Genomic DNA, 25,765 nt, shown 5'->3' on the forward strand with positions numbered 1-25,765 from the left:
ATATTGCTCTCACTAAGTAATGCTTAATTTATCAGTTAATTAGCTAATAACTGCTCAATAAAAAACTCTAAATGCCCTGAAGCTTGTTTAGGGATTGGCCATTGGCTAACTTTAGTTGCCAAATCCATATAAGCCAAAGAAGCTGGGGACTGCGGATAAGCCTCGACTATAACCTGCTGTTTACGTACTGATTTTCTAACATTTTCGTCAAATGGTATTACTCCAACCAATTCGATTGCTACATCTAAAAATCTATCAGTGACTTTGGTTAACTTAGCAAAAAGTTGTTGCCCCTCTCTAGGTGTACGTACCATGTTGGCGACAACTTTAAATTTAAACACTCCGTGATCACGACTTAATAATTTCATCAAAGCATAACAATCAGTGATTGAAGTAGGCTCATCACAAACCACTAAGATGACATCCTGTGCAGCGCGGGTAAAACTTAGTACCATATCTGAAATACCTGCAGCGGTATCGACTATCAGCACATCAAACTGGGTACGCATTTCACTGAAAGCTCGGATAAGTCCGGCATGCTCTGACGGGGTCAAATCCACCATCGACTGTGAACCTGATGTAGCTGGAATAATTTTAATGCCCGCGGGACCTTCAATAATAATATCGTCAAGTTCACATTCACCAGATAACACATGAGATAAGTTACGTTTTACTCTTAACCCAAGCATTACATCAACATTAGCAAGGCCTAAATCGGCATCAAGTACGAGTACTCGTTTGCCTTGTTGCCCTAGAGCAATAGCAGTATTTAGCGAAGTATTCGTTTTGCCAACACCACCTTTGCCGCCAGAAACGGCTACCACTTTAACTTGCTGTAAATTTTGCATCTTTCTTAAGCCGCTCGCTTGATCTATCATTTAATTATTGCTTCTAATTATTTCTGCTTAGCTATTAGCTAGAGTCTTATACGGTTACGGCGGGTGCAACAGGCATCGGCCGCAATACACTGACATTATTTTTTACAGACTTAGTTGCCATCTTATCTGCAAGAGTAACTAATTTCTCAGCATTTGCAACTTTAATATCTTCTGGAACTCTTTGTCCATCAGTAAGATAACCTATTGGTAAGCCATTTTGAATCGAAGTTGTAATTATTTCTCCAATACTGATACTTTCGTCCAGTTTAGTATAAATACAACCCGACAATGGTACTTTTTTAAAGCGATCTACATTTTCTTGCATAACACCTTGTTGAGCATTAGCTGCTAACACCAAGTAACTTCGAATTCTCACCCGTGCATTTGAAACTAAAGCAGTTAATTGTTCGGCTAAACGGATGTCACGTTGTCCCATGCCAGCAGTATCAATTAATATTAATTTCTTCTTCGAGTATTGCTGTAATAGAGTATCTAACGCTTGACTGTCTTTAGCAAGACTCACTTGACAGCCAATAATTTTCCCATAGGTTGCTAATTGCTCAAAGCCGGCTATACGAAAGGTATCTGTAGAGATAAGCGCGACCTGATCGCTACCATGTACTTGAGAAAAGCCTGCAGCAAGCTTGGCAATAGTTGTTGTTTTCCCTACGCCTGTTGGACCAACTAAAGCAACTACCCCACCGCGATTGATTATATCATTTTGCGTGGTATTTATTTGTTGAGCAATGAGTTGTGTTGCTTGTTGCCAAGCTTTGTTTCCGTCTGACTGATCTGGAACATATCCCGCTATTTGGTCAGCGATCTGTTCATTTAGTCCTAAAGCAAGTAAACGGTTTACTAACACAGCTCGCTGAGGATCTTTTTGAGCCATATCTTGCCACATCAAACCTGAAACCTGATGTTCTAGCAATGAACGAATAGAGGCCATTTCTTGTTGCATTTTCGCAAAGTCTTGGGAAGATACCTTTGCATCCTCATTCAAACCAATAGCCAGTGGGCTTGAAGATGACATGCTTTTAGATATATTCGCCGTGATTTGGTCACTATCATATTGCTCATTCTCAGAAATAGATGCCTGTTGTAATGCAGTGGAATTAATATCAGAGGTTGTATGACTTAGACGGTCAGTAAAATTCTTTAACTGTTGCTCAATGCTTGCGTCGCCTAAGGTCGTTGACTCTTGCTGAGGAGTTAATTGTTGTGGGCTTGGTTGTTGTACTTGACGACTTAGTAATGCTGATAAGCTATCAGCAGGAGCATGATCATTTATAGTGTGACTTATTGCTGGTGATGAAACCGTATTTTGTGTTTCTGTTTGTTGACCAAAACTAACAACATCATTACTTACTTCCCTAGAGCTGGTAGAATTTCCCATCATATTATTATCGTGCATGGTGTTTTTTTGAAACTGTGCAGGAGGTACAACTTGGTTGTAATCAACAGCAGCCATCAATTCCACACCTTCAGGAATTTTTTTATTGGACATAATTACCGCATCAACGCCAAGTTCTTCTTTAATCTGTGCTAATGCTGTGCGCATATCTTTGGCAACAAAACGTCTAATTTTCATATCCAGCCTCTATTTTTACTTTAAGTTACAAGCACGCACCACATAATTTTAATTAAAGATTATTGCCCTATGGCACTAACTATTTTAATTTGTTTATCATCAGGTATTTCTTGATAAGAAATGACACGTAAACTCGGAATCGTGTATTTAACAAACTTAGCCAACACGTGTCGTAATATACCTGATGTTAATAATATTGGTGTATCTCCAGCCATTTCTTGCTGGTTAGCTCCTTCAGTTAATGATTGCTGTAAGCGTTCCGCTAAACCTGGTTCAATACCAGCACCATCATCTCCTGCCATTTGCATTGACTGATGCAACATTTGTTCCAACTCTGGAGCCAAAGTTATGACAGGTACTTCTTGTGCGCCACCCACAAGGTCTTGAACAATAAATTTTCTTAAACTAATTCGCACTGCGGCGGTAAGTACTTCAGCATCTTGACTTTTTGGTCCGTACTCAACAAGGGTTTGCACTATCGAACGCATATCACGTACGGCTACACCTTCATTCATTAAGCTTTGTAATACTTTGACAACCGTACCTAAAGTTAAAGTGTCTGGAACAAATCCTTCTACCAACTTAGGGTAGTTTTTAGCAAGTAAATCCAATAGGTTTTGCACTTCCTCATGGCCTAATAGCTGAGCAGCATTATTTGTCAATATTTGACTTAAATGAGTAGCCAATACGGTAGCAGAGTCAACCACGGTATAACCCAAAGTTTGCGCCTGTTCACGCTGATTTTGATTAATCCAAGTTGCATCAAGGCCAAAAGCGGGGTCTTTTGTCGCTACCCCATCAAGCTGTCCAAATACCTGCCCAGGATTGATGGCAAGCTCTTGGTCATGTCTAATTTGCGCTGTGCCGACAACAACTCCCATCAATGAAATTTGATAACTGTTTGGGTCTAAATCTAAATTGTCACGAATATGCACTGCGGGTACTAAAAAGCCAAATTCTTGAGAAAGCTTTTTACGAACGCCTTTAATTCGGCTCAGTAGCTCGCCACCTTGCGCTTTATCTACCAATGGAATTAAACGATAACCAATTTCTAGACCAATAACATCGACATGATTAACATCATCCCAATCAAGTTCTTTTACTTCATCTTGTTTTTGTTGATGCTGAACTTGTTCATTTTGTGCTATTTTTTCAAGTTCGACTTTTTGATTTACTTTATTTTTAGCGCCAAAAAAAGCTGCTGATGCGATGATCGCTGCAAATAACAAAAAGACAAAATGTGGCATACCTGGGATTACGCCCATAACAAACATTACACCGGCAGCGACGTAGAGTGATTTCTCTTGACCAAGTTGACTACTTACTTGCTCACCCATGTCTTGCGATGTATTTTGACGGGTTACGACAATGGCAGTACCAATTGACAGTAGTAAACCTGGTATTTGTGCAACCAGACCATCACCAATAGTAAGTAAAGTATATATCTCAACAGCACGACTAAAAGTTAAATCATGCTGAACCATACCAATAATTAAGCCACCAACAATATTGATGAATAAAATCAGAATACCGGCAATCGCATCACCTTTCACAAACTTACTGGCACCATCCATAGAGCCATAAAAATCGGCTTCACTAGTTACTTCAGTTCTGCGTTCTTTGGCTTGTTCTTGGGTAATAAAACCAGCATTTAAATCAGCATCAATTGCCATTTGTTTACCTGGCATTGCATCTAAGGTAAAACGAGCTGTCACTTCAGCGATTCGCCCCGCACCTTTGGTTACAACAACAAAGTTAATAATGATCAATATAAGAAAAACCACTAAACCAACAGCATAGTTTCCGCCGATAACAACAGAGCCAAATGCTTCAATGACCTTACCGGCAGCCTCAGGACCTTCATGTCCTTCTAATAGAACCACTCGCGTACTAGCAACATTTAGTGCCAACCTTAAAATAGTCGCGACTAGCAGCACCGCAGGGAAAGAGCCAAAATCAAGAGGTTTTAAGGTATAGACGGTAATCAGTAATACAACGAGGGAGAGTGCGATATTAAAAGAAAATAAAATATCTAATAACCAAGCTGGCATAGGTAAAATAATCATACCTAAGGCAGCCATAACCAATATAGGTGTCCCTAAGCCGGTCAGATGGCGGAGTGTGGTTTTATCAAACTGATTAAAATAAGCGGTTAATTGCATTACTACTTCATGATGTTTTTTTGACAGATACCTTGAATTAGCAATTTTTATACCAAAAAAAGACAGCTGTAATTATTTACAACCAAAGCGAAAGTTATCACCCAGTTTTATAAAAGAGCACTTTGCATTACCGAGTGACTAATATCTAAAGTCATCAGGTATCGGAAGATCTTTAGAAACTGGCGTTGGTTTTTTAGCATTACCTTTTTTATGTTCATTAAGTTGAAAAATAAAGGCTAATACTTGGGCTACCGCAGCAAATAACTCTTCTGGAATATCATCGCCAACTTCTGCGGTATAATAAAGTGAGCGGGCTAATGCTGGTGATTGAATTATCTCTACTTGGTGCTCTTTTGCAATGGTACGGATATGTAGAGCCATTTCATCAACACCTTTGGCTGATAATACCGGTGCTCCGCCTACCGCGGCATCATATTTAAGTGCGATTGAAAAATGTGTTGGATTAACAATCACCACATCAGAATCAGGCACGTCTTGCATCATACGTCGTTGTGACATTTCATATTGTGTTCGACGAATACGGCCCTTTATTTCAGGACTACCCTCAGTGCCCTTATGTTCATCTTTAATTTCTTGCTTAGTCATTTTCAACTGTCGATTGTGATTCCAAACTTGGTACGGCGCATCAATGACAACAATAATGCCTATTGATAAAGCAAGTATCAAAAACATCCACTGCAACATGGTAAGAGCGTGTTCAAAGTTATTGGGAATCGTTTCTCGGCTTAAACCAAGGATTTCTTCAAACAAACCACTTAACAGCAAAAAGGCGACGATAAAAACTACAAAGAACTTTAAAATAGATTTGATCAGTTCGACAGCAGCTTGGACACCAAACATACGTTTAAAACCGGCAGCAGGGGAAAGTTTACTTGCTTTAGGCATCATGGCTTCTCCTGAGAAACTCATACCGCCAAGTAAGGTATTGCCAATAAATGCCGCTAGCATGACAATAAAAAAAATCCACAGTAATGGCGAGACAATTTGATAAACGCCATCATTTATCACTTTAAAAAGTGCATTTACATCCATGACTTCTTTACGACTTAGGCTAAATAAATGTTTCATCATGTTAGCCATTGCACTAGCTAAAGCTGATCCCATCAATAACATGGCGCAAGCGCTACCCACTAAAACAAAAAAAGTACCTAAATCTTTAGAACGGGCAATTTGACCTTTCTTACGGGCATCGCTAAGTTTTTTAGCCGTGGGTTCTTCACTTTTTTCACCACTATCAGAATCAGCCATTTAGGTCGCCTTACAATCAATAAGGTAACAACTAAAATCAAGCGCTCGTTGCCACTGCAACTCAAAGTGAGTGAAAAAATTACCAAAGGTTAGCCACATAATAAGTAAACCTGCCATCATAGTAATAGGAAAACCAATGGCAAAAATATTAAGTTGTGGAGCCGCTCTGGTCATAATACCAAAAGAAAAATTGATCAATAACATGGCAGTGATTGGCGCTAAAGCAAGTGATAAAGCTGTTGCAAACATCCAGCTGCCCCATTCAACTACTTCGCGGTATTTGATGCTAGATAAGTGCTCCGTTGGGATTGGTAAAGTATCGAAACTTGCGACAATAAATTGCAAATAAGCAAGGTGACCATCCATCACCCAAAATAACAATGAAGATAAAATGAGAAAGAATTGCCCAATGGCAGGTACATTCATACCACTTGCGGGATCAACTAAAGAAGCAAAGCCAAGGCCAGACTGCATAGCAATAATTTGACCCGCTAGGGTGAAAGTATTAACCACCATGATAGTGACAAAACCAAGCATAATGCCAATGATCATTTGCTGTCCCAGTAGAATAGCAGTATTGAGTGACATTAAATTATCTACAGTAGCTGGCGGAATTGCTGGCATCACAGCAATGGTAATACTGACGCATAAAAACAGTTTGACCCGACCTGGAATAGTCTTTGAGCTAAAACCTATCATTGTCATAATCAAAGCCGAAATACGACTGAATGGCAGAATAAAATCGGCCATATATTGATTAATAATAGACTCAGTAAATTCCATTAAGCTGCCCTAGTAATAGAGATGCCTAGACACATAACTAAACAATCACACTAGGAATACTAGCAATTAGCCGGATTGTATAATCCATGACTTTTTGTACTAACCAATGTCCACCAATAATTAAAGCTAGCAAGGTGACGATTAATCTTGGTAAAAAACTTAAGGTTTGTTCGTTAATGGATGTAGCCGCTTGAAAAATAGCGACCATTAGACCCACGGCTAGACTCGGCAGGATAATAGCGCACACTAAAAGGATCACAAGTAATAATGCATCACCTAACATATCTACATAAATTTCTGGACCCATAAGCTGCTCTCTTTACTTATCTAACATTTTTAACAATATAATGAATAACGACTGAAAAACTAGGTTAGGTTCCTAATCCGTAACTGGTTGCGATAGTGCCAATAACTAAATTCCAGCCATCAACTAAAACAAATAGCATTAATTTAAAAGGTAAAGAGACTATCATTGGTGAAAGCATCATCATGCCCATCGCCATTAAAATACTAGCAACAACTAAATCAATAATCAAAAAGGGAATAAAGAGTATGAAACCAATCTGAAAAGCCGTTTTTAATTCACTAATAATAAAAGCAGGAATAATGACTGTCATGGGCAAATCAGTTGGTTTGTCAACTGTATCGATACCAGCCATTGACGCTAAAGTATCTAGATCTTTCACACGGGTTTGCTCTAACATGAAGGCACGTAATGGCACCTTACCCAGGTTAATAGCTTCAGTGGTTGTTAATTCCTCTGATAAATATGGCTGAATTGCCGTTTTATCTATTTGATTATAAACAGGTGTCATAATAAAGAGTGTCATAAAAAGTGTTAAACCAATAATCACTTGATTTGACGGTGTTTGCTGAAGACCAAAGGCTTGTCGTAAAATCGCCATCACCACAACAATACGGGTAAACGATGTCATCATAATAACCGCTGCTGGAATAAAACTCAGCGCAGTCATAAAGATCAAAATCTGTAGGTTTACCGAATACTCTTGTGAGCCATCAGGGTTAGTAGTAAGTGTTAATGCTGATAGTGATAAATCTTCAGCAAAAGCTCCGAAACTCATACTGAGCAAACATAATACTATAATTGTTAATAACGAGATTCTTTTCATAGTTCGTTGGTCTTCCCTAAAAAACAACCTGATTTACAGTCGTTATAATGGCATTTATGAGTAACAATTGTGAGCCTATTCAATATTAAGACTTTTTAGCTAACAGAAAAGACAATAAACCTTTGGGTAACTCAGTTGCTTTTAACGTTTGAGTAGCTAAGGGCTCAGCCAAGTGCTCAATTAAGGTAACTTGTTGTGCGGTAACCCCTAGGAGCAACTGTTGTTCTCCTGCTTGAATGACAACGACACGCTCTTTAGCTCCTAATGATAAACTCGTCACAATCTTTAACTGGCTAACATTTTGTTGACTAAAGTTAAAACGTTTAAGCACTAAAGCACAAATAATAATTAAGGCTAGCACCATTAACAAAGATAAAATCATACTGCCAGCATCCATGTTAGCCATAACATGCTTCCCGACTTCAGGGCTATCACTAACAAGTGCTTGTGGAACAGAAATTTCCTGAGTTATATCTTGCTGTACCGAACGTTGAAGTGCCAGGCTTTCCTGTGCTGTTTGCTTATGGTTGACCGACTCTACAATAACACTTTTTGATAGCTCATTTTCAGATACACTTTCTTGTGCTAAAACCACTAGAGACATTAAACAACAACTAAAAGCCAGTAATATTCGCATTGTTTTTACCATATTAATTTTATGTCTCTATTGAATTAGTACTTATTAAGCCATTTTGATTAATTTATTTTAATTTTTTAATACGTTCAACTTGGCTAACCACATCGGTTAAGCGAATACCAAATTTATCATTAACAACCACTACTTCACCATGTGCAATCAAGGTACCATTAACTAATACATCAAGTGATTCACCCGCGACTCGGTCTAATTCAACTACCGAACCTTGATTTAATTGTAATAAATTTCTGATGCTAATATTACTTCGACCTACTTCCATCGAAATAGTAACTGGAATATCTAAAATAGAATCAAGTTTTCGCTTCTCTTCACCGGTAATCGGCACATCATCGGGAGTTAACTCTTCCAGTTCAATTGCTTCAGCATCGGCTCTTGCTTCTGCTTGCTCATCTAATGCTTCATCCCACATACTTAGATCTTCATCTTTATCGTCACTCATACCACAGGCCTCAATTTATAATTTTGTTCAAATAGGTCAACTTATACTACTTATAAGTCATCTTCTAGCAGATGAAGCTCTGCATCACTATCAAGGCGTTTACCACCTTTAGTTAAGATAGTTAATTCAGATTTAGCTGATTCAGGTCGTTTAATTTTCGATTCGATTTTCAATGCTATATTATCTCTACTTCGGCCTAATTTAGCTCTAAAAGACGGTAAGTCTTCAATTAGCACCGTAATGTGCTCAGGCATTTCAATCGGTATAATATCCCCTGCCTTTAATTCCATCACTTGACTTAAGGTGAGGTCAACCTCAATAAACTTAGTATTAATGGTAACCGGTACATCCATAATTTCATCACGAAGCGCTTTAGACCAGCGCATATCAGTATCTTCTTTATCACTTTGTACACCCGCATCAAGTAATTCACGAATAGGTTCGAGCATAGAATAAGGCAATGCGATGTGAAAATCACCACCGCCACCGTCTAATTCGATATGAAAAGAACTAATAACCACCACTTCGGTAGGGCTAACTATATTTGCCATTGATGGGTTAACTTCTGAATCTAGATATTCAAAAGAAACGTCCATGACAGGAGACCAAGCCTCTTTGTAATCTTCAAAAATAAGCTTTAATAGCATTTGAATAATACGGCGCTCTGTCGGAGTGAATTCACGGCCTTCTATCTTGGCATGGTAACGACCATCTCCACCAAAGAAATTATCTACCAGAATAAAAACTAAGCGAGCTTCCATAGTAATTAGCGCGGTTCCCTTTAAAGGGCGAAAACGCACCATATTCAAGCTAGTAGGTACAAACAAAGTATGTATGTACTCACCAAACTTTATCATTTGAATACCATTAATGGAGACTTCAGCAGTTCGACGCATCATATTAAATAAGCTAATACGCATATGGCGAGCAAAACGTTCATTAACCATTTCCAACGTTGGCATACGGCCACGCACAATACGATCTTGTGAAGAGAAATCATAATCAGAGGTACCATCTCGTGATTGGACGACATCCTCAATTACGTCTTCTTCTTCAACATCATCAACACCATGTAATAAGGCATCAATTTCGTCTTGGGATAATAAATCACTCACTCGATAATCTCTTCATATTTACTTTGCTTTTCTTAAGGTTAAGCTTAACTAGAATGATGGGTATTTCAGCCAAGAAACTTAGCTGACTATTGCATGACAAAACCGGTAAAAAGTACTTTTTCAACCGTTTTATCACCTTCTACATCTGTCATGATTTTCTGAACTGCTGCTAAAGATTGCTGTTTTAAAGACGTTTTTCCGGCACTTGTCGCTAAATCATCAGCATTGGCTTGCGAGAATATGCCGAGCAAGGTACTTTCTATCAATGGAATATGCATTTTAGCATTTTCTTCATTATTGCCACCGCGAACAAGTAACTGTACACGTATTTCAACAAAACGATCTCGAGCGGCGCCAGGCACATTAAAGCGAAATGGTCTTGGCATTGGCACATAAAGTGCGCTCCCCAACTTTGCCCCCGAAGCCGCTTTAACCGCTGTAGTTTCTCCATTACTACTATCAAGTGCAGCAGCTAGCTGTGCTTCACTACTATCACCACCAGACATAAAGAAAAAGTAAGCTCCTACACCACCGCCGAGTAAAACAACCACAGCAATAATGATAATCATCATTTTTTTCTTTTTGCCTGATTTGTCTAGCTCTAATTCGCCTTCTTTGCCATTTTCTTTTTCGTCTGCCATGAGAACCCTTAAAATTTTATCGCCACAAATAGTGATTATAATAAGTGACTAATTAATGACAAATTAATGACATAGTATTTATTGATAGACTATATCCTTGAATAGTCTTCTAGCCAATGTGTTTTCATCAACTTCACTTCATTTTGAACGATTAAGCATAGTAATCTACGCTAGTTGCAGAAGAATCGAACAATTGCGCCGATAAAATGTGCTCTACATTATGCTCATCTTTTTGAGTTCCGTTTGTTAAAATATCTCTATTGCCATTATTTTGCTGCAAGTTTTGTTCATCATTGTTTTGCTGCTGATTTTGTTGCTCAACATTAGCGTCACCTACATCAACACCTTGCTCTGATAACATATCTCTTAATTTGTGCATATTCTGTTCTAGTGCATCTTTTGCTTGCTGATTTTGCACAACAAAATTAACTGAAGCTTGCTCACCTTGTAAGTTAACGCGCACTTGCATATTACCAAATTCTGGCGGATCTAATGTTATGTCAAACTGCTGCAACTTCTGATTAATGGTCATCATCACTTTATCTTTTACCGCATCGGCAAAATCTTTTCTAAAAATAGAGATGGTTTCTTGCTGAAGCTGAATATTATTTTTCTGTATCTGTGCGGTATCACTAGCAACATTATGATTGAGTACTTCAGACACTTGATGCTCAAGGTAAGCATCATTACTTTGTTTCGTTTGCATCGCTTGCACTGTTTGAGTTTGTAATTCAGATACAGAACGTATTGCAATATTATCTATAACTTTACTGTTTGTTTTTACACCTTGTTCTTTGGGCTGTTCTTCAGCAAAAAGCATTGGTTCGATATGCTCTTCACCTGCACCTTCAAGGGCTTGTTGCTCACTAATCGCTGACTGTACTTTTTGTTGGGCCTGAATTTGCTGTAATGCCTGTAATTGAGCACTTGTTATCACTGGTTGTTTGTCTTGATTCGCCACTGATTGTTCTTTGGAAATATTCTCAACTGTAGCTTGTGAATTTCGCTCTACTATCAGTTTATCAACATTAACTGTACTTAACTGCGATGTCCCCGAATCACTCTTATTCGGCTTAACATTTAAAAAATCTGACGAAACATCACTCTTTTTTGTTGAAGGAATAAGAGTATCTTCAACTGTTTCAGAGGCCAATTCGGCATCTATTTCACCTTGGGGTTTAACGAGTAAATTTTCTTTATTTCCAGCTTGAGTTATTTTTTGCTGAGATATCTCATCTTTAACAACTGAAACTTTAGCCGAATTGGCTATGTTCTCAGTGATAGATTCGTCCTTGCCAACTTCCTCAACAGGCAATTGGTATAAGCCAGAGTCTACTTGCTCTGTAAGCAAGCTTTTACTCGCTAGTGATACACCCGAGGCAACATCAGTGATGCTATTATTGTTCAGTTTCGCATTAGCTAACTGGGCATTCATTAACTGCTCGCTGGTAATACTTTCACTTTTTATAAAACCTTGCTGAGATTGTAATGATAATTGGTAATCTTTTAATGCTTGACCACTTAATTGCGTATTCAAAACATTGTTATTATTTAGCTGCGTACGCGCTAGTAGTTCGTCTTTAGAAAATGCTTTTAACTTATGCTCACTCGTGAGGTCAGGATTATCTTGCGACGAAGACACGGCAACAACTTCGGCCTTTGCATTTTTACTCATAATTGTTGCATCATCAACGTTGATATTTGCATCATTTACTTGACCTAAATTAGCATTAAATGTGTCCTTACCTGCCTTAGTTTTATCACCCTTCTCAGCTAAGGTTTGGTCACTATTATAAAGTAATGCCATAAACTGTTCAGATTCAGTTAAAGGTTCATTATTTGTTGAAGAATCTTTATTCGCCTCATTTTCTTTTGTCTGGATTTCATCTACAGGAGCTTCTCCACTGGTATTACTAGCACTCTGTGATTGCTTAGCGCTATTTTCTTGGCGACTATTAGTCTCATCGATGTCATTTTTGCCGTTGCCGGCAATGGTTTTACCATCAGTTGCCATGGCATCTTGCTCAGCTGCTGTAGACTCTTTTCGGCTATTCGCTTTATTTTCTTCTGGAAGGTGTTGCTCAACTAAACTAAAAAAATCAGTATTTTTATTGCTGCCAGCGGAAGCGTTTGATGATTCTTTATTCTTTAAATCAGCATCTTGCGAGACAAAAACAGGTAAAACATTCACTGGTTGCATAATAACCCCAATAACTTAAATCAATTTTAATGGTTTTAATTAGAACAATAAATCCGCGTATTGTTAGTACAGCGCGTCTTAGCATTCTCAGGTTTTCTTTCTAACTATGGAAAATAGAGCAAAAATCATTCCACTTCATCATGATGACCAAATAGATAAACTTACTACCATAGATGTTTAGCGATTTGGACGGCGAATATATTGCTGCGTCGCTATTTCATCAAACATTTTTTGTTCCGATTTATCAGCTGCCACGGCTATTATTTTCAAACGCTTATCACGTAATAACTCAACGGCTTTAACTTTTTGTCTTTGCTTAAACCAGATATTCTTACTTTGCTCTACCAATGCTTTTGCTTGTCGCGTGGCTATTTCAACTTGTTTAGACGCGGTATCAAGCTTGCCAATAAAGGCATGGTAATGGCTATAGGTGGCGCTATCTAAACCGTGTTCAGCTCTTTGACTTAAACGTTTCATGTATTCTAAACGATAGTCCGCAACGCCTTGTAACCGATTAATATTCTGTTGATATTCATTTTCAGCAATCTTTAATTGATCAGCGCAACGTTGCTCGTTGTCACGTTCATACTTTAAAATGGTATCAAGTTGCTTCATTGGCATGCTGAGTACTCTTTCTATCAATCTTTTTGGTTCAATGCTTTTTATCAAAAAGTATAATGTTTTGACTATCGATTATTGACTACTGATTATTATGAGCATGTGCTGCTGCGATGATTTCTTTCATTTGAGCAATACTTTGATCATACGGAATAACTTCACTAATTTTTTGTTGTAAAAAGAAGTTAATTACCGGTAGCACGTTTATTGCCTGATCAATACGAGGGTCATTACCTTTGGTATAAGCACCTATCGCAATGAGATCTTTATTTTGTTGATAAAGGGCATACATTTGCTTTAATTGTTTTGCTAATTCTTGATGGTCATCGCTCGTAACCATTGGCATTACCCTAGAGATAGAGCCTTCAATATTTACCGCGGGATAATGCCCCGCATCAGCTAACTCTCGAGACAATACAACATGTCCATCTAAAATAGCACGAGCAGCATCAGCTACAGGGTCTTGCAAATCATCGCCCTCTGTTAATACCGTATAAAAAGCAGTAATTGATCCTTGCCCTTCTCCACCATTGCCTGCACGTTCAACTAACTGAGGTAATTTAGAAAAAACTGATGGCGGATATCCTTTTGTTGCTGGCGGCTCGCCAACGGCTAAAGCAATTTCACGTTGTGCTTGTGCGTAACGTGTTAATGAATCAAGTAATAACAAAACATTTAAGCCTTGATCACGAAAGTACTCACTAATTTGTACTGCAGTTTCACAGCCTTTAAGACGCATTAAGGGGGAGTTATCGGCGGGCGCCGCAACAACAACGGCTCGCTTTAGCCCTTCATCACCTAAAATCTCTTCGATAAATTCTTTGACTTCCCGGCCACGTTCGCCAACCAAGCCTACAACGACAACATCGGCCGTTGTGCCACGTGTCATCATACCCATCAATACACTTTTACCGACACCTGAGCCAGCAAAAAGCCCCATGCGCTGACCTTTCCCGATACTGATGAAACTATTGATAGAACGAACCCCTACATCAAGTACTTCAGTAATGGCTCGTCGTGACAATGGATTAATTGGTCTACTGTCATGGTGATAGTCATCATCAGACTTGATAGGTCCTTTACCGTCAAGTGGTTTGCCTACGCCGTTAATTACACGACCGAGTAGATCCATTGATAAAGGTACTTTAGCTTTACTCGATATAGGTAATACTCGCGCGCCTGGCATAACACCACGCAGACTTTCTTCTGGCATTAAATAGGTGATATCTTGAGCAAAGCCAACCACTTCTGCTAATAAATCGCCATGTGCCGTTTCAACGAGGCATTGGCTACCCACAGGCGCTTTAACACCAACAGCTTCTAATGTTAAACCGACAACACGGACAAGTCTGCCCGCAACGGGGGCTTTGAAGTTATGAATAAATTGCTGACTTTTTTGTAAGCGCTCGGTTAAGCGTAAGCTATCAACCATAGAATCTATTTACCTTAAAATAAACATTCAACATATAAGAATATGACGCTCAATTAATTAAGAGCTTTGGTGTAAAGCATTCTGCAAGAAAGGTTCCAGCACTTGCTTTAATCTAGCCTTCATCTGTAAATCAATATTTGATGTGCTGTTTTCTATTTGACAACTGCCTTGAGCTACTTGTGGCGCAGGTAATAATCGCCAGCCTTGTTGGGCAATGTGTTCTGCACCAAATTGAGCTTCTACCAGCTTAATATCAATGGGATTCAAGTATATTTGTGTCTGCGCGTCGCTGCTAGGCAAACTTTTGATACCCGTTGCAATCGCCGCCATTAAAATGTCAGGGTTGGTTTTTGCTTCATGTAAAACTACCGCTTCAGTCAATTGTAAAACTAAATTAAGTAATTGCTCTTCGACATTTTTTTCCACGCTGGCAAGCGGCTGATGTAATTGATCAATTAGACTTTGCCAATTCGAACTTTGTTCGTCAATGTGATCCTTGCCTTGTGCTAAACCTTGTTCAGTACCTTCTGTTATTCCCTGTGCCAGACCTTCTTCCAAACCTTTAGCTTTACCTTCTTCATAACCTTTAGCAAAACCTTCTTCTTTTCCTTGACCAAATCCTTCATCACTTGCCGCTTGACGAATTTCTTCAATATCTTGGGCAGTTAAGGGTTGAGGTTCTACTTCTTCAGGCTCTGGAGGCTCATATACCCAGTTGTTTTTTTTACCTAAAGCGTTTGTTTTCTCGTTATCTTGAACACTGGCTTGCTTTTGCACACTGGGCAGAGACCAAACATCTGTCACGTCTTCTTGAGACGCTTTAATAATACGGATAGGTGATTTACTCATAAAAAGACCTTTTATACTAAACGGATTAGTTTATTGTTATAAGAACTCATCGCCGCCACCGCCGCCGCCAAGCATAATTTCACCCGCGTCAGATAATCGTCGGGCAACAGATAAAATTTCTTTTTGTGCCGCTTCAACTTCACTAATTCGTACTGGTCCCATCGCTTCTAGATCATCCATCATCATTTCTGCAGCACGTTTTGACATGTTACTCATTATTTTTTCTTTTAATGCCTCATCGGTACCTTTAATTGCTTTCATCAAGGCCTCTTGTTGCACTTCACGTAGGATAGCCTGCATACCACGGTCATCAACATCAGCAAGGTTTTCAAAGACAAACATTAAATCTTGAATTTGCTGACTCATCTCTTCATCATTTTCGCGAATTGAATCCATCAACATACCTTCAACATTAGACTCTAGGTAGTTCATAATATCTGCAGCCGCTTTTAAGCCACCCATTTTCGCAGCTTGCGCGCCAGCTTGACCCGCAAATTGTTTCTCCATGATTTCATTCAACTCTTGTAATGCCGCGGGTTGTACTTCTTCCAAATTGGCAATACGCATCATTAAGTCTAAACGAACTTTATCGGTAAACTGACTCATAATTTCCGCTGACTGCTCAGGCTCAAGATAGGAAAGCACAATAGTTTGAATTTGAGGATGTTCATTACGAATAATATTTGCTACTTGTTTAGAATCCATCCATTTCAAAGAATCTAAACCTTTAGCACCACCACCCATGACTATTTGGTCAATTAAGTTACCTGCTTTATCTTCACCCAATGCCGCGGTTAACGCTTTACGAACAAACTCTTCGCTTTGGAAACCAATGGTGGAGAAATTTTGTATTTCATGAATAAATAACTTATGAACAGCGGTGATTTTTTCTTGAGTAAAATCCGTCATCGCCGCCATCACAGTGCCCACTTGCTGCACTTGCTTGGGTTCAAGGTGTTTTAGAATTTGTGCTGCATCTTCTTCAGATAGACTAAGCAGTAATATTGCTGCTTTTTCAGAGCCTTCTAATTTGTCTACATCAAAGCCTGTAGGCGCTGCGGCTAATTCGCCGATTTCTTGTTTGTCATCACTCATCTTCGTTCAACCAACTTTTAACTACTTGCGATGATAATTCTGGCTCATTCGCGACTAACGCTCGAACCGCTTTTAATACATCTTCATCTCGATGAAGATCAGGTAATTGTAAACTACCATCAGGTGCAAAACCTACTGCACCCGCGTCAAAATCAGACGTCAGCATATCCATGGTTTCATCACCTAAATCGATATGGCCATCAAGTGATTTATCACCGTAATCATCAGGTGTTTGATCTGGGTAGATTAAACGTTTCAGCATAGGACGAACAACGGCTAAAATCAGAACTATAATAACCAAAGCACCCAATACTAATTTAAGTACTTTAACAAACCAAGGTTGTTGCCAGATAGGTAACTCTACTACTACGCCAAAATCGGGACGATTAAAGGGTATAGTCACCACTTCTAAAACATCACCACGCTGTAAATCAAAACCAATACTACCTTGTAAAAGACGACGGATACTAGCCGTTTCAACTGCAGAACGTGGAACTAAGCTTGCCGCTGGCGTATTGGCACCTCCTTCAATAGGCGCCGTTGCAACACCTGCGACATAATCAAGTGCTACAGATACACTAACACGTCTAACTACGCCCGCTTGCTGTTTAGTATGGCTAATAGCTTCATCAAGCTCATAATTTTTAGTCGATTCAGAATGCTTTCTGCTTGGCATGCTTTTCTTTTGTCCGCCAACTGCATTTTCAGGAATAAAAGATTCAATGGGTGGCTGGTTTGTTAAGGCGCCAGGAATACCACCTAATGCGCCACCAATATTACTGGTTTCAACGCTCATTTCACTTCGCAACGCCGGTAAATCTGAATTATAACGACGTTGTGTTTCTTCAACATTGGTAAAATCCATGGTGATATCAACTTGTGCGGTATAGTTTCCTAGACCTACAACAGGGATAAGAATACTGTCGATTTTCTCCATGTATTCTTGTTCACGTTTTTGTTCAATCTCAAATTCTTTTCTTGAGCGAGAGGAGATAGAGTCCTGTGAGCCTGAATTAAGTAAACGACCATTTTGATCTGTCACTGTGACTCGATTAGGCGTTAAGCCTTGTACTGCCGAAGCAACAATATCAACGACGGCATCAACTTCTTCTTCCGATAGCATTTTTCCGCGTTGCAGAGTAAGTACAACGGTCGCTGAAGGATTTTTTTCTCTACGGGCAAATATATTTTCACGAGGAATGGCCAGTAATACTTTAGCGCGACTTATGCTTTTTAATTGCTCTATTGTTTTAGCAATTTGTTGCTCTCTACCATATTTTAATCTTTCACGTTCAAGGCGTTGGCTAACACCAAAGCCCATATCTTTCATTAAAATGTCTTCACCTTGAGAAGGCTCATCTGTTAATCCCTCTCGAGCCAACAATAATTTGATATCTTGATATTCATCTGTAGGCACTGAAATGGTGTTGTTTTCTTGACGATACTCCACTTGATTGGCATCAAGAAAGTCCATGGTGGTAATTAATTGCTTAGTGGGGAGTTTTGAGAGGAAGCGGTATTCCGGCTCATTAGCCAGCATAATAACAAATACGGCAATGGCTAAACAAATAGCCAAAGCAACCACTATGGTGATTTGTCGTAAAATATCCACATTACCTAATGAGGCAGAGAATCCTGATTTTTGTTCTCCTATACCCGCATCATCAGCTTCGCTGGCGATCATATCACCACTGCGATCGGCTGTAACCATTGCGTTTGTATCAGACACTTTACTTCTCCGCTGTACTGTTTTTTAAATAAATTTTACAAAATAATTGATAAAAATTATTTCAATAGTCAGATTTAACTGTGGATAAATCAATTATAACAAGGCACTTAATTGATGAATAGCTAGCCTATTCTGAAAGAGAATAACGCTGTCATAAGTGATTTAGACCAACTAAATTATACTGGCATACTCATTATTTCTTTATAAGCTTCAACAAATTTATTTCTTATTTGCACGGTCGCATCCAAGGCAATACCTGACTTAGAAGAAGCAATCATGACTTCAGCAAGCGTTACATTACTGTCGCCCATTTCAAAAGCCCTCTTCTTGTCGCCAGACTCTTTCTGTAATTCATTAACGCTCTTAAGTGCGTCGGTAAGCATATCGCCAAAATTACTGGTAGATTCATTGATTTTACCAACACTATTACTGGCAGTACCGTTGATACCAATAGCGTCAACGTCAATTGCTGGCGGCTTATTACCCATAGCTTGTAAAGACATGCTTTGCATTTGGCTATATAGAGAATTACTTTTGATATCCATAGGGCGCTCACTTTTGTCAATTTTTTAACGTTAAACAAGATATAACAGTGAGGTTGCAAACATAGTGCCAAAAGAACCAATTTACGTTGTGAAGTGATCTAGAGAGGTTTAACTGAGGCTTGATTCCCCTTGAAAATATAGTTAACCGAGAAGTTAATCTACATTTTAGGGGGATGGAATCACGTTTTCAAAGTATCATTTATAATAACGGAAGGTTAATTATGCTGGGATCTCGATACCTGAATCACGCATTTTTGCAATTTTATAGCGTAGTGTCCGTGGGCTTATTCCTAAACGTTCGGCTACGTCTTTTCTACTGCCATGACAGGCTTGTAAGGTATCTAGAATAATTTGATGTTCTTGTAATTTAAGCTCACTGCCGAGTTTATCTTCACTAATAGTGTCTTTCTCTGCTTCTACGATCAATGCCGTATCAAAGTTTTCAATCAGTAAGTCTCCAGCATCGATGAGCTGGTCGGTATGTAAAATGAGTGCTCTTTGAATAACGTTGTCTAATTCACGCACATTACCAGGCCAATGGTAGGCATTAAGCTTACTGCGCGCTGCACCTGAAAACTCAGGAATAACATCGCCATTTTTTTGACAATGACGGGAAACTAAGTGTTGTGCTAACACAAGTATATCATCAACTCGCTGGGCTAACGGTAACCAGGAAAGCGGAAAAACATTAAGGCGATAATAAAGGTCTTCTCGAAATACCCCATCATTTACCGCGCCTTTTAAATCTCGGTTACTGGTGGCAATAACACGGACATCAAGGCTTATCATTTTTCTTCCACCTAAACGTTCAACTTCACGCTCTTGTAATACCCGTAAAATTTTTGCCTGCAAACTCAAATCCATTTCGGTTATTTCATCAAGTAAAATAGTGCCACCTTGTGCTTGTTCAAACTTCCCTGGGCAGGCTTGTATTGCGCCAGTAAAAGCCCCTTTTTCATAGCCAAATAACGTTGCTTCAAGCATGTTTTCAGGAATTGCCGCGCAATTAATAGCGACAAAAGGCTGAGTACTACGCTTTGAATGGTTGTGCACGTACTGCGCTAAGACTTCTTTACCTGAGCCACTTGGCCCAAGGATCATAACGGATGCATCAGTGCTAGCAACCTTTTTAGCCAAGGTAAGTAGTTCTAATGAGCGTTTATCTGCAACGATAGGATCATTTTTATTCACTATTTGTGGCGGAATATATTGGCTGACCATATTGAGCAGTACTTGAGGCGCGAAAGGCTTAGCAATATAGTTACACGCACCATCTTTCATAGCTTGTACCGCATCATTTATGGTGCCATAAGCAGTCATCAATAATACCGGTAAATTAGCATGCTGACTTTTAATACTTTTTAGTAAAGATAAACCACTCATGCCACCCATTTGTACATCACTGATGACAATATCCACCTGATGGTTTTTTAACGCTAACAAAGCAGCCTCGCCAGAGTCAGCTTCAATGCAGTGATAATCAGCTAATGAAAGTGTATCCACCAGCGCTTCGCGCAACCCGGCATCATCTTCCACAACGAGAATTTTATGTTCAGTCATGAGTTTCTCCTACTGGACTACTATTCATTACGTTACCTTGCTGTAGCAAAGGTAACTTAATAACAAAGTGCGCACCTGTATTTCCGTTCGTATTAGTTTCGTTAAGTAGACTCACCTCACCTTGATGTGCGCCAACTACCGATTTAACAACCGCTAAACCAAGACCAGTTCCCTTACTGCTTGAGGTATAGAAAGGCTGAAAAATTTTATCGCTAATATTAACGTCAATACCAGGGCCATTGTCTTTAAGACTTAAATATAGATAGTTAGCTTGGCTATATACTTGAATATTTATCAACGGGTCTATCACATTATGAGTACTCAACGCTTGTAATGAGTTATGTAATAAGTTTTGAATTGCCCCTGTTAAAGCATTTTTATTACCTAATATATAAAGATCATCGTCCGGTAATTGTACTTTTACCTGCACAGTAGCTTTGTCTAGCATTGCATCCATTGAGCTAACCGCATCATTAATGAGTTCACCTACCTTTACAGGAGCAACCACTTGCTCTGTACCACTCTTAGAAAATAACAGCATATCGTTCACTTGCTGCTCTAAGTCATGTAAGCGATCATTTAATTTTCCTTGAAATTTTAACCGTGAAGTTTCTGCTAGTTTATTCGATGCTAAGTTTTCGCTATATAAAATGGCGGCAGATAAAGGAGTACGTATTTGATGAGCCAGTGTTGATACCATTTTACCTAACGACGAAAGACGCTGCATTTGCGCTAATTTATCTTGCAGTAAACGGGTTTCTGTTAGATCAGTTATCATAATTAACTGACCGGGTTGCGATCCTAAGCTAGTAATCTCTAACTTTACTCGGCGACCATCTTTAAGTGATATCTCATGCCAATCGTCTTCTCGTGGATTAAATGATCGGGCAATAACATTAAACCAAGGTTGGCCAAGAATAGGCTCATCAAGTAATCGTCTAGCGACTTGGTTTATTTTTACCACAATACCATTACCATCAAGCATAACTAAGCCTGTAGGCATCACTTCTATTAGCTGGTCTGCTAATAAATTAGCACTGAGGGGCTGTTTTTGTGACGTTGAGCTATGACAATGATTAGTACTGGCAATTGAACGAGGGAAAAAATTATCCGTTGTACTTTGAGTAGCTTGTGCTCTCAGTGCTGCTAATTCACCAGGAAAAGCTTCATGCTCAAGAAAAGAAGGCTTACTTGCCCCGACCACATTCATTGAATGAAACGCGGCATTAACGCTTGCTTCCCTTGCTAAAGGCATAATGCTAGGGATTACTGCAGGGTTTGCTTGTGCCATAACTTGTGCCATACATAGGTACTCAATAAAACTATCTAGTACCTATAAAGCATTTACTATGCCATTATTTTATTCTTATAATTCAATACAATAAAAACAAAAAAAACACATTCCGTTAATATTCACTGTCAATCTATTGACTTTCACCATTGATCTTGGCCAAGTTATTCACTTGGTTTATTCAACTCATATTTACGCATTTTTTCAACTAACGTTGTTCTCCGCATGCCCAGTGTTTCGGCCGCACGGGCAACCACATAATCATGCTTACTTAACGATTGTTTAATTAACGACACTTCAAGATCAGCCAAATGCTCTTTTAGGTTTAAACCATCACTGGGTAATAAAGTTGCATTGGTAGTGTTTTGCACGTCATTAATATCACTTTCAACAGTTACCCCATCTTCCGCATCATAGTCGCTGTCGTCATCGTCATAATCAAAACCAGAGAAAAGCTCATTAATAACATCTTGCTCTTGTAACTCTTCTGGGTATTCGGGGTTATAAGCTTGTACATCTATATGCTGATATTTATAAGGTAACTCTGCAACATCAACAATTTGATCACCGTACATAATTAACATACGTTCAATCAAGTTTGATAGTTCTCGAACATTACCTGCCCAAGGATGTTCCATCAATGACTCAATAGCTTTTTCAGTAAAGCGAACTGTTTTATTTTGTTCAACTTCAAAGCGAGTAAGTAATTCTTTTAGCAGTAGTGGAATGTCTTCTTTTCGGTCACGTAACGCTGGAGTCTCTATTGGGAATACATTCAAACGATAGAATAAATCCTCTCTAAAGCTGCCCTCTTTGATCATTTCTTCTAAATCTTGATGCGTAGCAGCAACAATACGCACATCAGCTTTAATACTTTTACTGCCTCCTACGCGTTCAAAAGTTCGCTCTTGTAGAACACGTAACAATTTTACTTGCATAGGTTGTGGCATATCACCAATTTCATCTAGAAATAACGTACCACCTTCAGCTAATTCAAAACGACCTTTACGGGTAGAAATAGCGCCAGTGAATGCACCTTTTTCATGACCAAACAATTCACTTTCAAGTAACTCAGCGGGAATAGCACCACAATTAATAGGTACAAAAGCTTCTTTTGCCCGATCAGATAAATTATGAATATTCCGTGCAACCACTTCTTTACCTGTGCCTGATTCACCAAGCACAAGCACACTGGCGGGTGTTTTCGCAACTTGCTCAATTAAAAATCGAACTTGTGCCATCGGTTCACTACTGCCAACCAATGAACGAAATAAAGCACTCGAGTTAAGTTTAGAGCCATTACGCGGTAATTTATTATGGTATTGATGGCAGTGATGAATTAGCTCTGTCAGTTGAGCATAATTGAGTGGAGCAGAAAGAGTACCGATAACATTAACATAAGCGGCTAATAAATTGGCATCAAGCACATCATGCAGAATAAATGGCACGCTCGGATTAGCTTTAATTAGGCTTGCACATTCCGCACTGACATTACCCGTTAAAATAACCGTAAGTATATGGCTTCTATCGGCTAATTTTTCAGTAGCTTCTTCTTGTGGGCAATGAATAAAGTGCTCACCAACAAAGGCAAGTACGGTACTCAATTGATGACCTCTGGCGGCATCATTATCAACCACTAAAATTTGCTTATGCCCTGTTAATACTACCGTATCATTCATAACTGACTCTTTGCTGCTAATGCTAACATGCTATTTTTAATATTGTTTTATAGCTTGAAAGTCAATTTTAGACATTAATATAATTTAAGCAACAATAAATTGACGCATAGTCGTCATTTATTTGTCATTGTTCATAAAGAATCAAAATATCTATTGTTGAAAATTCACACAAATTAGACTCAAGAAATAAAATGATCTGCCGATATACAACTATTACAGCTAATTATTTCGCCTTATTAAAGTCAAAGACTAATGACGTGATGCTTATATGAATACAATAAATACCAATGTAACAAGCTTATTTCTGCAGAGACAACTTACAGATAACACTAACAAGTTATCTGTGACTTTTGCACGCTTGTCATCTGGTATGCGTATTAACTCTGCTGCGGATGATGCAGCAGGCTTACAAATATCGAATAGACTGACTTCGCAAGTTAATGGTTTAGCGGTTGCCCAACGAAATGCTAATGACGGTATTTCAATTGCCCAAACTGCTGAGGGTGCGTTAACTGAATCAACTAATATATTGTTTAGAATGCGAGATTTATCATTACAAGCCAGTAACGGTTCACTATCTACAGAAGATAAATCAGCCCTTAATAAAGAATCAGAGCAATTAAAACTTGAACTAGACCGAATAAATAGCACCACATCCTTTGGCGGCAACCAACTTTTCGAACAAACAGATTCGATAGCTTCAGGGAGTGGATCCGAAGCGGAAAGAAATATATTACAAATTCTACAAAGTGGTGTATTAGCTGAGTCAGAAGATATTATTCAAAGTGTTTTAGGGCTTACAGGAGACGGTTCAAAATTTAAAATTGACTTGGAAAATGTTGACGGTGCTGGAGGAAAGTTAGCCTCTGTTTCATTTCTATCAACAAACCCTGGTACTAACTTAGTGATGACCATTGACCTAGATGATTTTTCAACCCTTGATGCAAGTAAAACTAAGCAATTAAAGTCCACTTTACTACATGAAATGACCCATGCAGTGATGGCAAATAACATGGATCTAACAACTGTTCCTTTATGGTTTGTTGAAGGAACCGCTGAAGCGATCAGTGGTGCTGATAGTCGTGTTGCTGGGGATATTAGCAGTTATGGCGTTGCTGCAATAAAAACAGAGTTAAATGGTATATTTGGTAGTAATAGCCCCCCTCTTGTATCTGGCATTGATGTGGCAGGTGTCTATTCTGGTGGTTATATAGCCATGCGCTACTTAGAAGACCAAATAGGTGAAGCGGGTATTCAAAGTATTATGACAAGCTTGTCTGGTGGGTCCACTTTTGATGCGGCTCTTGCTGCCCAAGGTACATTTGCCAGTAACGCAGCTTTACAAACTGCATTAACTGATCCTATGACTACCGTTTTTGAAGATTTCATTACATCAAACATAAATACAGCTAATGCTGATAATGGTGCTTTTGGCGGTTTAGACGCTGCTGGAGGAGCTAGTAGAGAAGAAACTATTGTTGGTGCTAATGGCGCAGAGACAACAGCAAACTTTAGTGCTTTTTTTGTTAGTGGTGATGATGATACCGACCAAACTGATTTTGATTCTAGCAATGCTAACTGGGATCCCACAATATTTAATGAAGTGTCTCTTGCTAATTACAGTACAGCCTTTACTTTATCAGGTACAAAAACTGACTTTCAAATAGGCGCTAACGCTAATGAAACCATCGATTTAGAGGTAGCAGGCTTTTCAAGTAAGAATATGGGGTTAGCCAATGTAGATTTAGTGTCTGATTCACAGTTAGCGATAAAACAAATTGATGATGCTTTACAATACATTGATAATCAGCGTTCTAGTTTAGGTGCTTTTATGAATAGACTAGAGCACACCATATCAAATTTAAGTAATATCAGTGAAAATGTCTCAGCTAGTCGTTCTCGCATTCAAGACACTGATTTTGCGACAGAAACAGCCCAATTAACATCTCTGCAAATTAAGCAACAAGCAACAACTGCATTAATGGCTCAAAGTAATATTGCAGCGGAATCAATATTAAAATTATTGGGTTAAGTTGCACTATCAAAAAGTTGACGCCTTCTTTAATAAAGACTTGAAAAACTCAACATTGAAAAACAAAGT

The 25,765-nt window shown here is 38.8% G+C and carries 22 protein-coding genes; 1 reads left to right on the plus strand and 21 read right to left on the minus strand.

From position 1 onward, the window contains the following. Positions 1-35: 35 nt before the first annotated feature. From CXF71_RS13355 to CXF71_RS13455, 21 genes are all read right to left on the minus strand, one after another. The gene (locus CXF71_RS13355; protein WP_101233450.1) at positions 36-878 is read right to left on the minus strand and encodes a MinD/ParA family ATP-binding protein; all 843 of its coding nucleotides are present in this window, start codon (positions 876-878) and stop codon (positions 36-38) included. Positions 879-924: 46 nt separating this feature from the next. After that, a complete protein-coding gene (gene flhF, locus CXF71_RS13360; protein WP_101233451.1) occupies positions 925-2,469 on the minus strand; it encodes a flagellar biosynthesis protein FlhF in 1,545 nt (514 codons plus the stop codon). A gap of 59 nt (positions 2,470-2,528) precedes the next feature. Next, positions 2,529-4,631, minus strand: a complete 2,103-nt coding sequence (gene flhA, locus CXF71_RS13365; RefSeq protein WP_101233452.1) for a flagellar biosynthesis protein FlhA — start codon at positions 4,629-4,631, stop codon at positions 2,529-2,531. Positions 4,632-4,769: 138 nt separating this feature from the next. Continuing rightward, positions 4,770-5,900 (minus strand): flagellar biosynthesis protein FlhB, encoded by a 1,131-nt coding sequence (flhB, locus tag CXF71_RS13370; RefSeq protein WP_101233453.1) that lies wholly within the window; start codon positions 5,898-5,900, stop codon positions 4,770-4,772. Then, the gene (gene fliR, locus CXF71_RS13375; RefSeq protein ID WP_101233454.1) at positions 5,901-6,683 is read right to left on the minus strand and encodes a flagellar biosynthetic protein FliR; all 783 of its coding nucleotides are present in this window, start codon (positions 6,681-6,683) and stop codon (positions 5,901-5,903) included. Positions 6,684-6,720: 37 nt separating this feature from the next. Next, the gene (gene fliQ, locus CXF71_RS13380) at positions 6,721-6,990 is read right to left on the minus strand and encodes a flagellar biosynthesis protein FliQ (RefSeq protein WP_101233455.1); all 270 of its coding nucleotides are present in this window, start codon (positions 6,988-6,990) and stop codon (positions 6,721-6,723) included. 64 nt (positions 6,991-7,054) lie between these two features. Beyond that, positions 7,055-7,813, minus strand: coding sequence for a flagellar type III secretion system pore protein FliP (gene fliP, locus CXF71_RS13385; RefSeq protein ID WP_101233456.1), 759 nt, complete (start codon positions 7,811-7,813; stop codon positions 7,055-7,057). A gap of 85 nt (positions 7,814-7,898) precedes the next feature. Continuing rightward, positions 7,899-8,450 carry a flagellar biosynthetic protein FliO gene (gene fliO / locus CXF71_RS13390; RefSeq protein ID WP_232771476.1) on the minus strand — a complete coding sequence of 184 codons (552 nt, stop codon included), beginning with the start codon at positions 8,448-8,450 and terminating at the stop codon, positions 7,899-7,901. Positions 8,451-8,514: 64 nt separating this feature from the next. Next, on the minus strand, positions 8,515-8,910 hold the full coding sequence (gene fliN, locus CXF71_RS13395; RefSeq protein WP_101233458.1) for a flagellar motor switch protein FliN: 396 nt from the start codon (positions 8,908-8,910) through the stop codon (positions 8,515-8,517). A gap of 50 nt (positions 8,911-8,960) precedes the next feature. Continuing rightward, on the minus strand, positions 8,961-10,025 hold the full coding sequence (gene fliM / locus CXF71_RS13400) for a flagellar motor switch protein FliM (protein ID WP_101233459.1): 1,065 nt from the start codon (positions 10,023-10,025) through the stop codon (positions 8,961-8,963). An 86-nt stretch (positions 10,026-10,111) separates the two neighbouring features. Beyond that, positions 10,112-10,666, minus strand: coding sequence for a flagellar basal body-associated protein FliL (gene fliL / locus CXF71_RS13405; RefSeq protein ID WP_101233460.1), 555 nt, complete (start codon positions 10,664-10,666; stop codon positions 10,112-10,114). Positions 10,667-10,817: 151 nt separating this feature from the next. Beyond that, positions 10,818-12,866, minus strand: a complete 2,049-nt coding sequence (locus tag CXF71_RS13410; protein ID WP_101233461.1) for a flagellar hook-length control protein FliK — start codon at positions 12,864-12,866, stop codon at positions 10,818-10,820. Between the two features lie 177 nt (positions 12,867-13,043). Continuing rightward, positions 13,044-13,487 carry a flagellar export protein FliJ gene (fliJ, locus tag CXF71_RS13415; RefSeq protein ID WP_101233462.1) on the minus strand — a complete coding sequence of 148 codons (444 nt, stop codon included), beginning with the start codon at positions 13,485-13,487 and terminating at the stop codon, positions 13,044-13,046. A gap of 79 nt (positions 13,488-13,566) precedes the next feature. Next, complete coding sequence (gene fliI / locus CXF71_RS13420) at positions 13,567-14,916, minus strand: flagellar protein export ATPase FliI (protein ID WP_101233463.1); 1,350 nt, start codon at positions 14,914-14,916, stop codon at positions 13,567-13,569. A 57-nt stretch (positions 14,917-14,973) separates the two neighbouring features. Further along, positions 14,974-15,765, minus strand: a complete 792-nt coding sequence (fliH, locus tag CXF71_RS13425; RefSeq protein WP_101233464.1) for a flagellar assembly protein FliH — start codon at positions 15,763-15,765, stop codon at positions 14,974-14,976. Positions 15,766-15,801: 36 nt separating this feature from the next. Next, positions 15,802-16,860 (minus strand): flagellar motor switch protein FliG, encoded by a 1,059-nt coding sequence (gene fliG, locus CXF71_RS13430; RefSeq protein WP_101233465.1) that lies wholly within the window; start codon positions 16,858-16,860, stop codon positions 15,802-15,804. Further along, entirely contained in the window at positions 16,853-18,544 is a 1,692-nt protein-coding gene (gene fliF, locus CXF71_RS13435) for a flagellar basal-body MS-ring/collar protein FliF (RefSeq protein WP_442871933.1), read from the minus strand. Before fliF ends, fliG begins: the two co-directional genes overlap by 8 nt. Before the next feature lie 221 nt (positions 18,545-18,765). Beyond that, complete coding sequence (gene fliE / locus CXF71_RS13440; RefSeq protein ID WP_101233467.1) at positions 18,766-19,134, minus strand: flagellar hook-basal body complex protein FliE; 369 nt, start codon at positions 19,132-19,134, stop codon at positions 18,766-18,768. Between the two features lie 219 nt (positions 19,135-19,353). Continuing rightward, positions 19,354-20,694, minus strand: a complete 1,341-nt coding sequence (locus CXF71_RS13445) for a sigma-54-dependent transcriptional regulator (protein WP_101233468.1) — start codon at positions 20,692-20,694, stop codon at positions 19,354-19,356. Then, positions 20,687-21,997 carry a sensor histidine kinase gene (locus tag CXF71_RS13450; protein ID WP_101233469.1) on the minus strand — a complete coding sequence of 437 codons (1,311 nt, stop codon included), beginning with the start codon at positions 21,995-21,997 and terminating at the stop codon, positions 20,687-20,689. Before CXF71_RS13450 ends, CXF71_RS13445 begins: the two co-directional genes overlap by 8 nt. Before the next feature lie 152 nt (positions 21,998-22,149). After that, positions 22,150-23,664, minus strand: a complete 1,515-nt coding sequence (locus CXF71_RS13455) for a sigma-54 dependent transcriptional regulator (RefSeq protein ID WP_101233470.1) — start codon at positions 23,662-23,664, stop codon at positions 22,150-22,152. A 268-nt stretch (positions 23,665-23,932) separates the two neighbouring features. On the opposite strand from CXF71_RS13455, the gene CXF71_RS13460 reads away from it, so the two are divergent. Beyond that, the gene (locus CXF71_RS13460; protein ID WP_101233471.1) at positions 23,933-25,696 is read left to right on the plus strand and encodes a flagellinolysin; all 1,764 of its coding nucleotides are present in this window, start codon (positions 23,933-23,935) and stop codon (positions 25,694-25,696) included. Positions 25,697-25,765: the final 69 nt, after the last annotated feature.

This window comes from Colwellia sp. 12G3 (assembly GCF_002836775.1).
Classification (GTDB): Bacteria; Pseudomonadota; Gammaproteobacteria; order Enterobacterales; family Alteromonadaceae; genus Colwellia.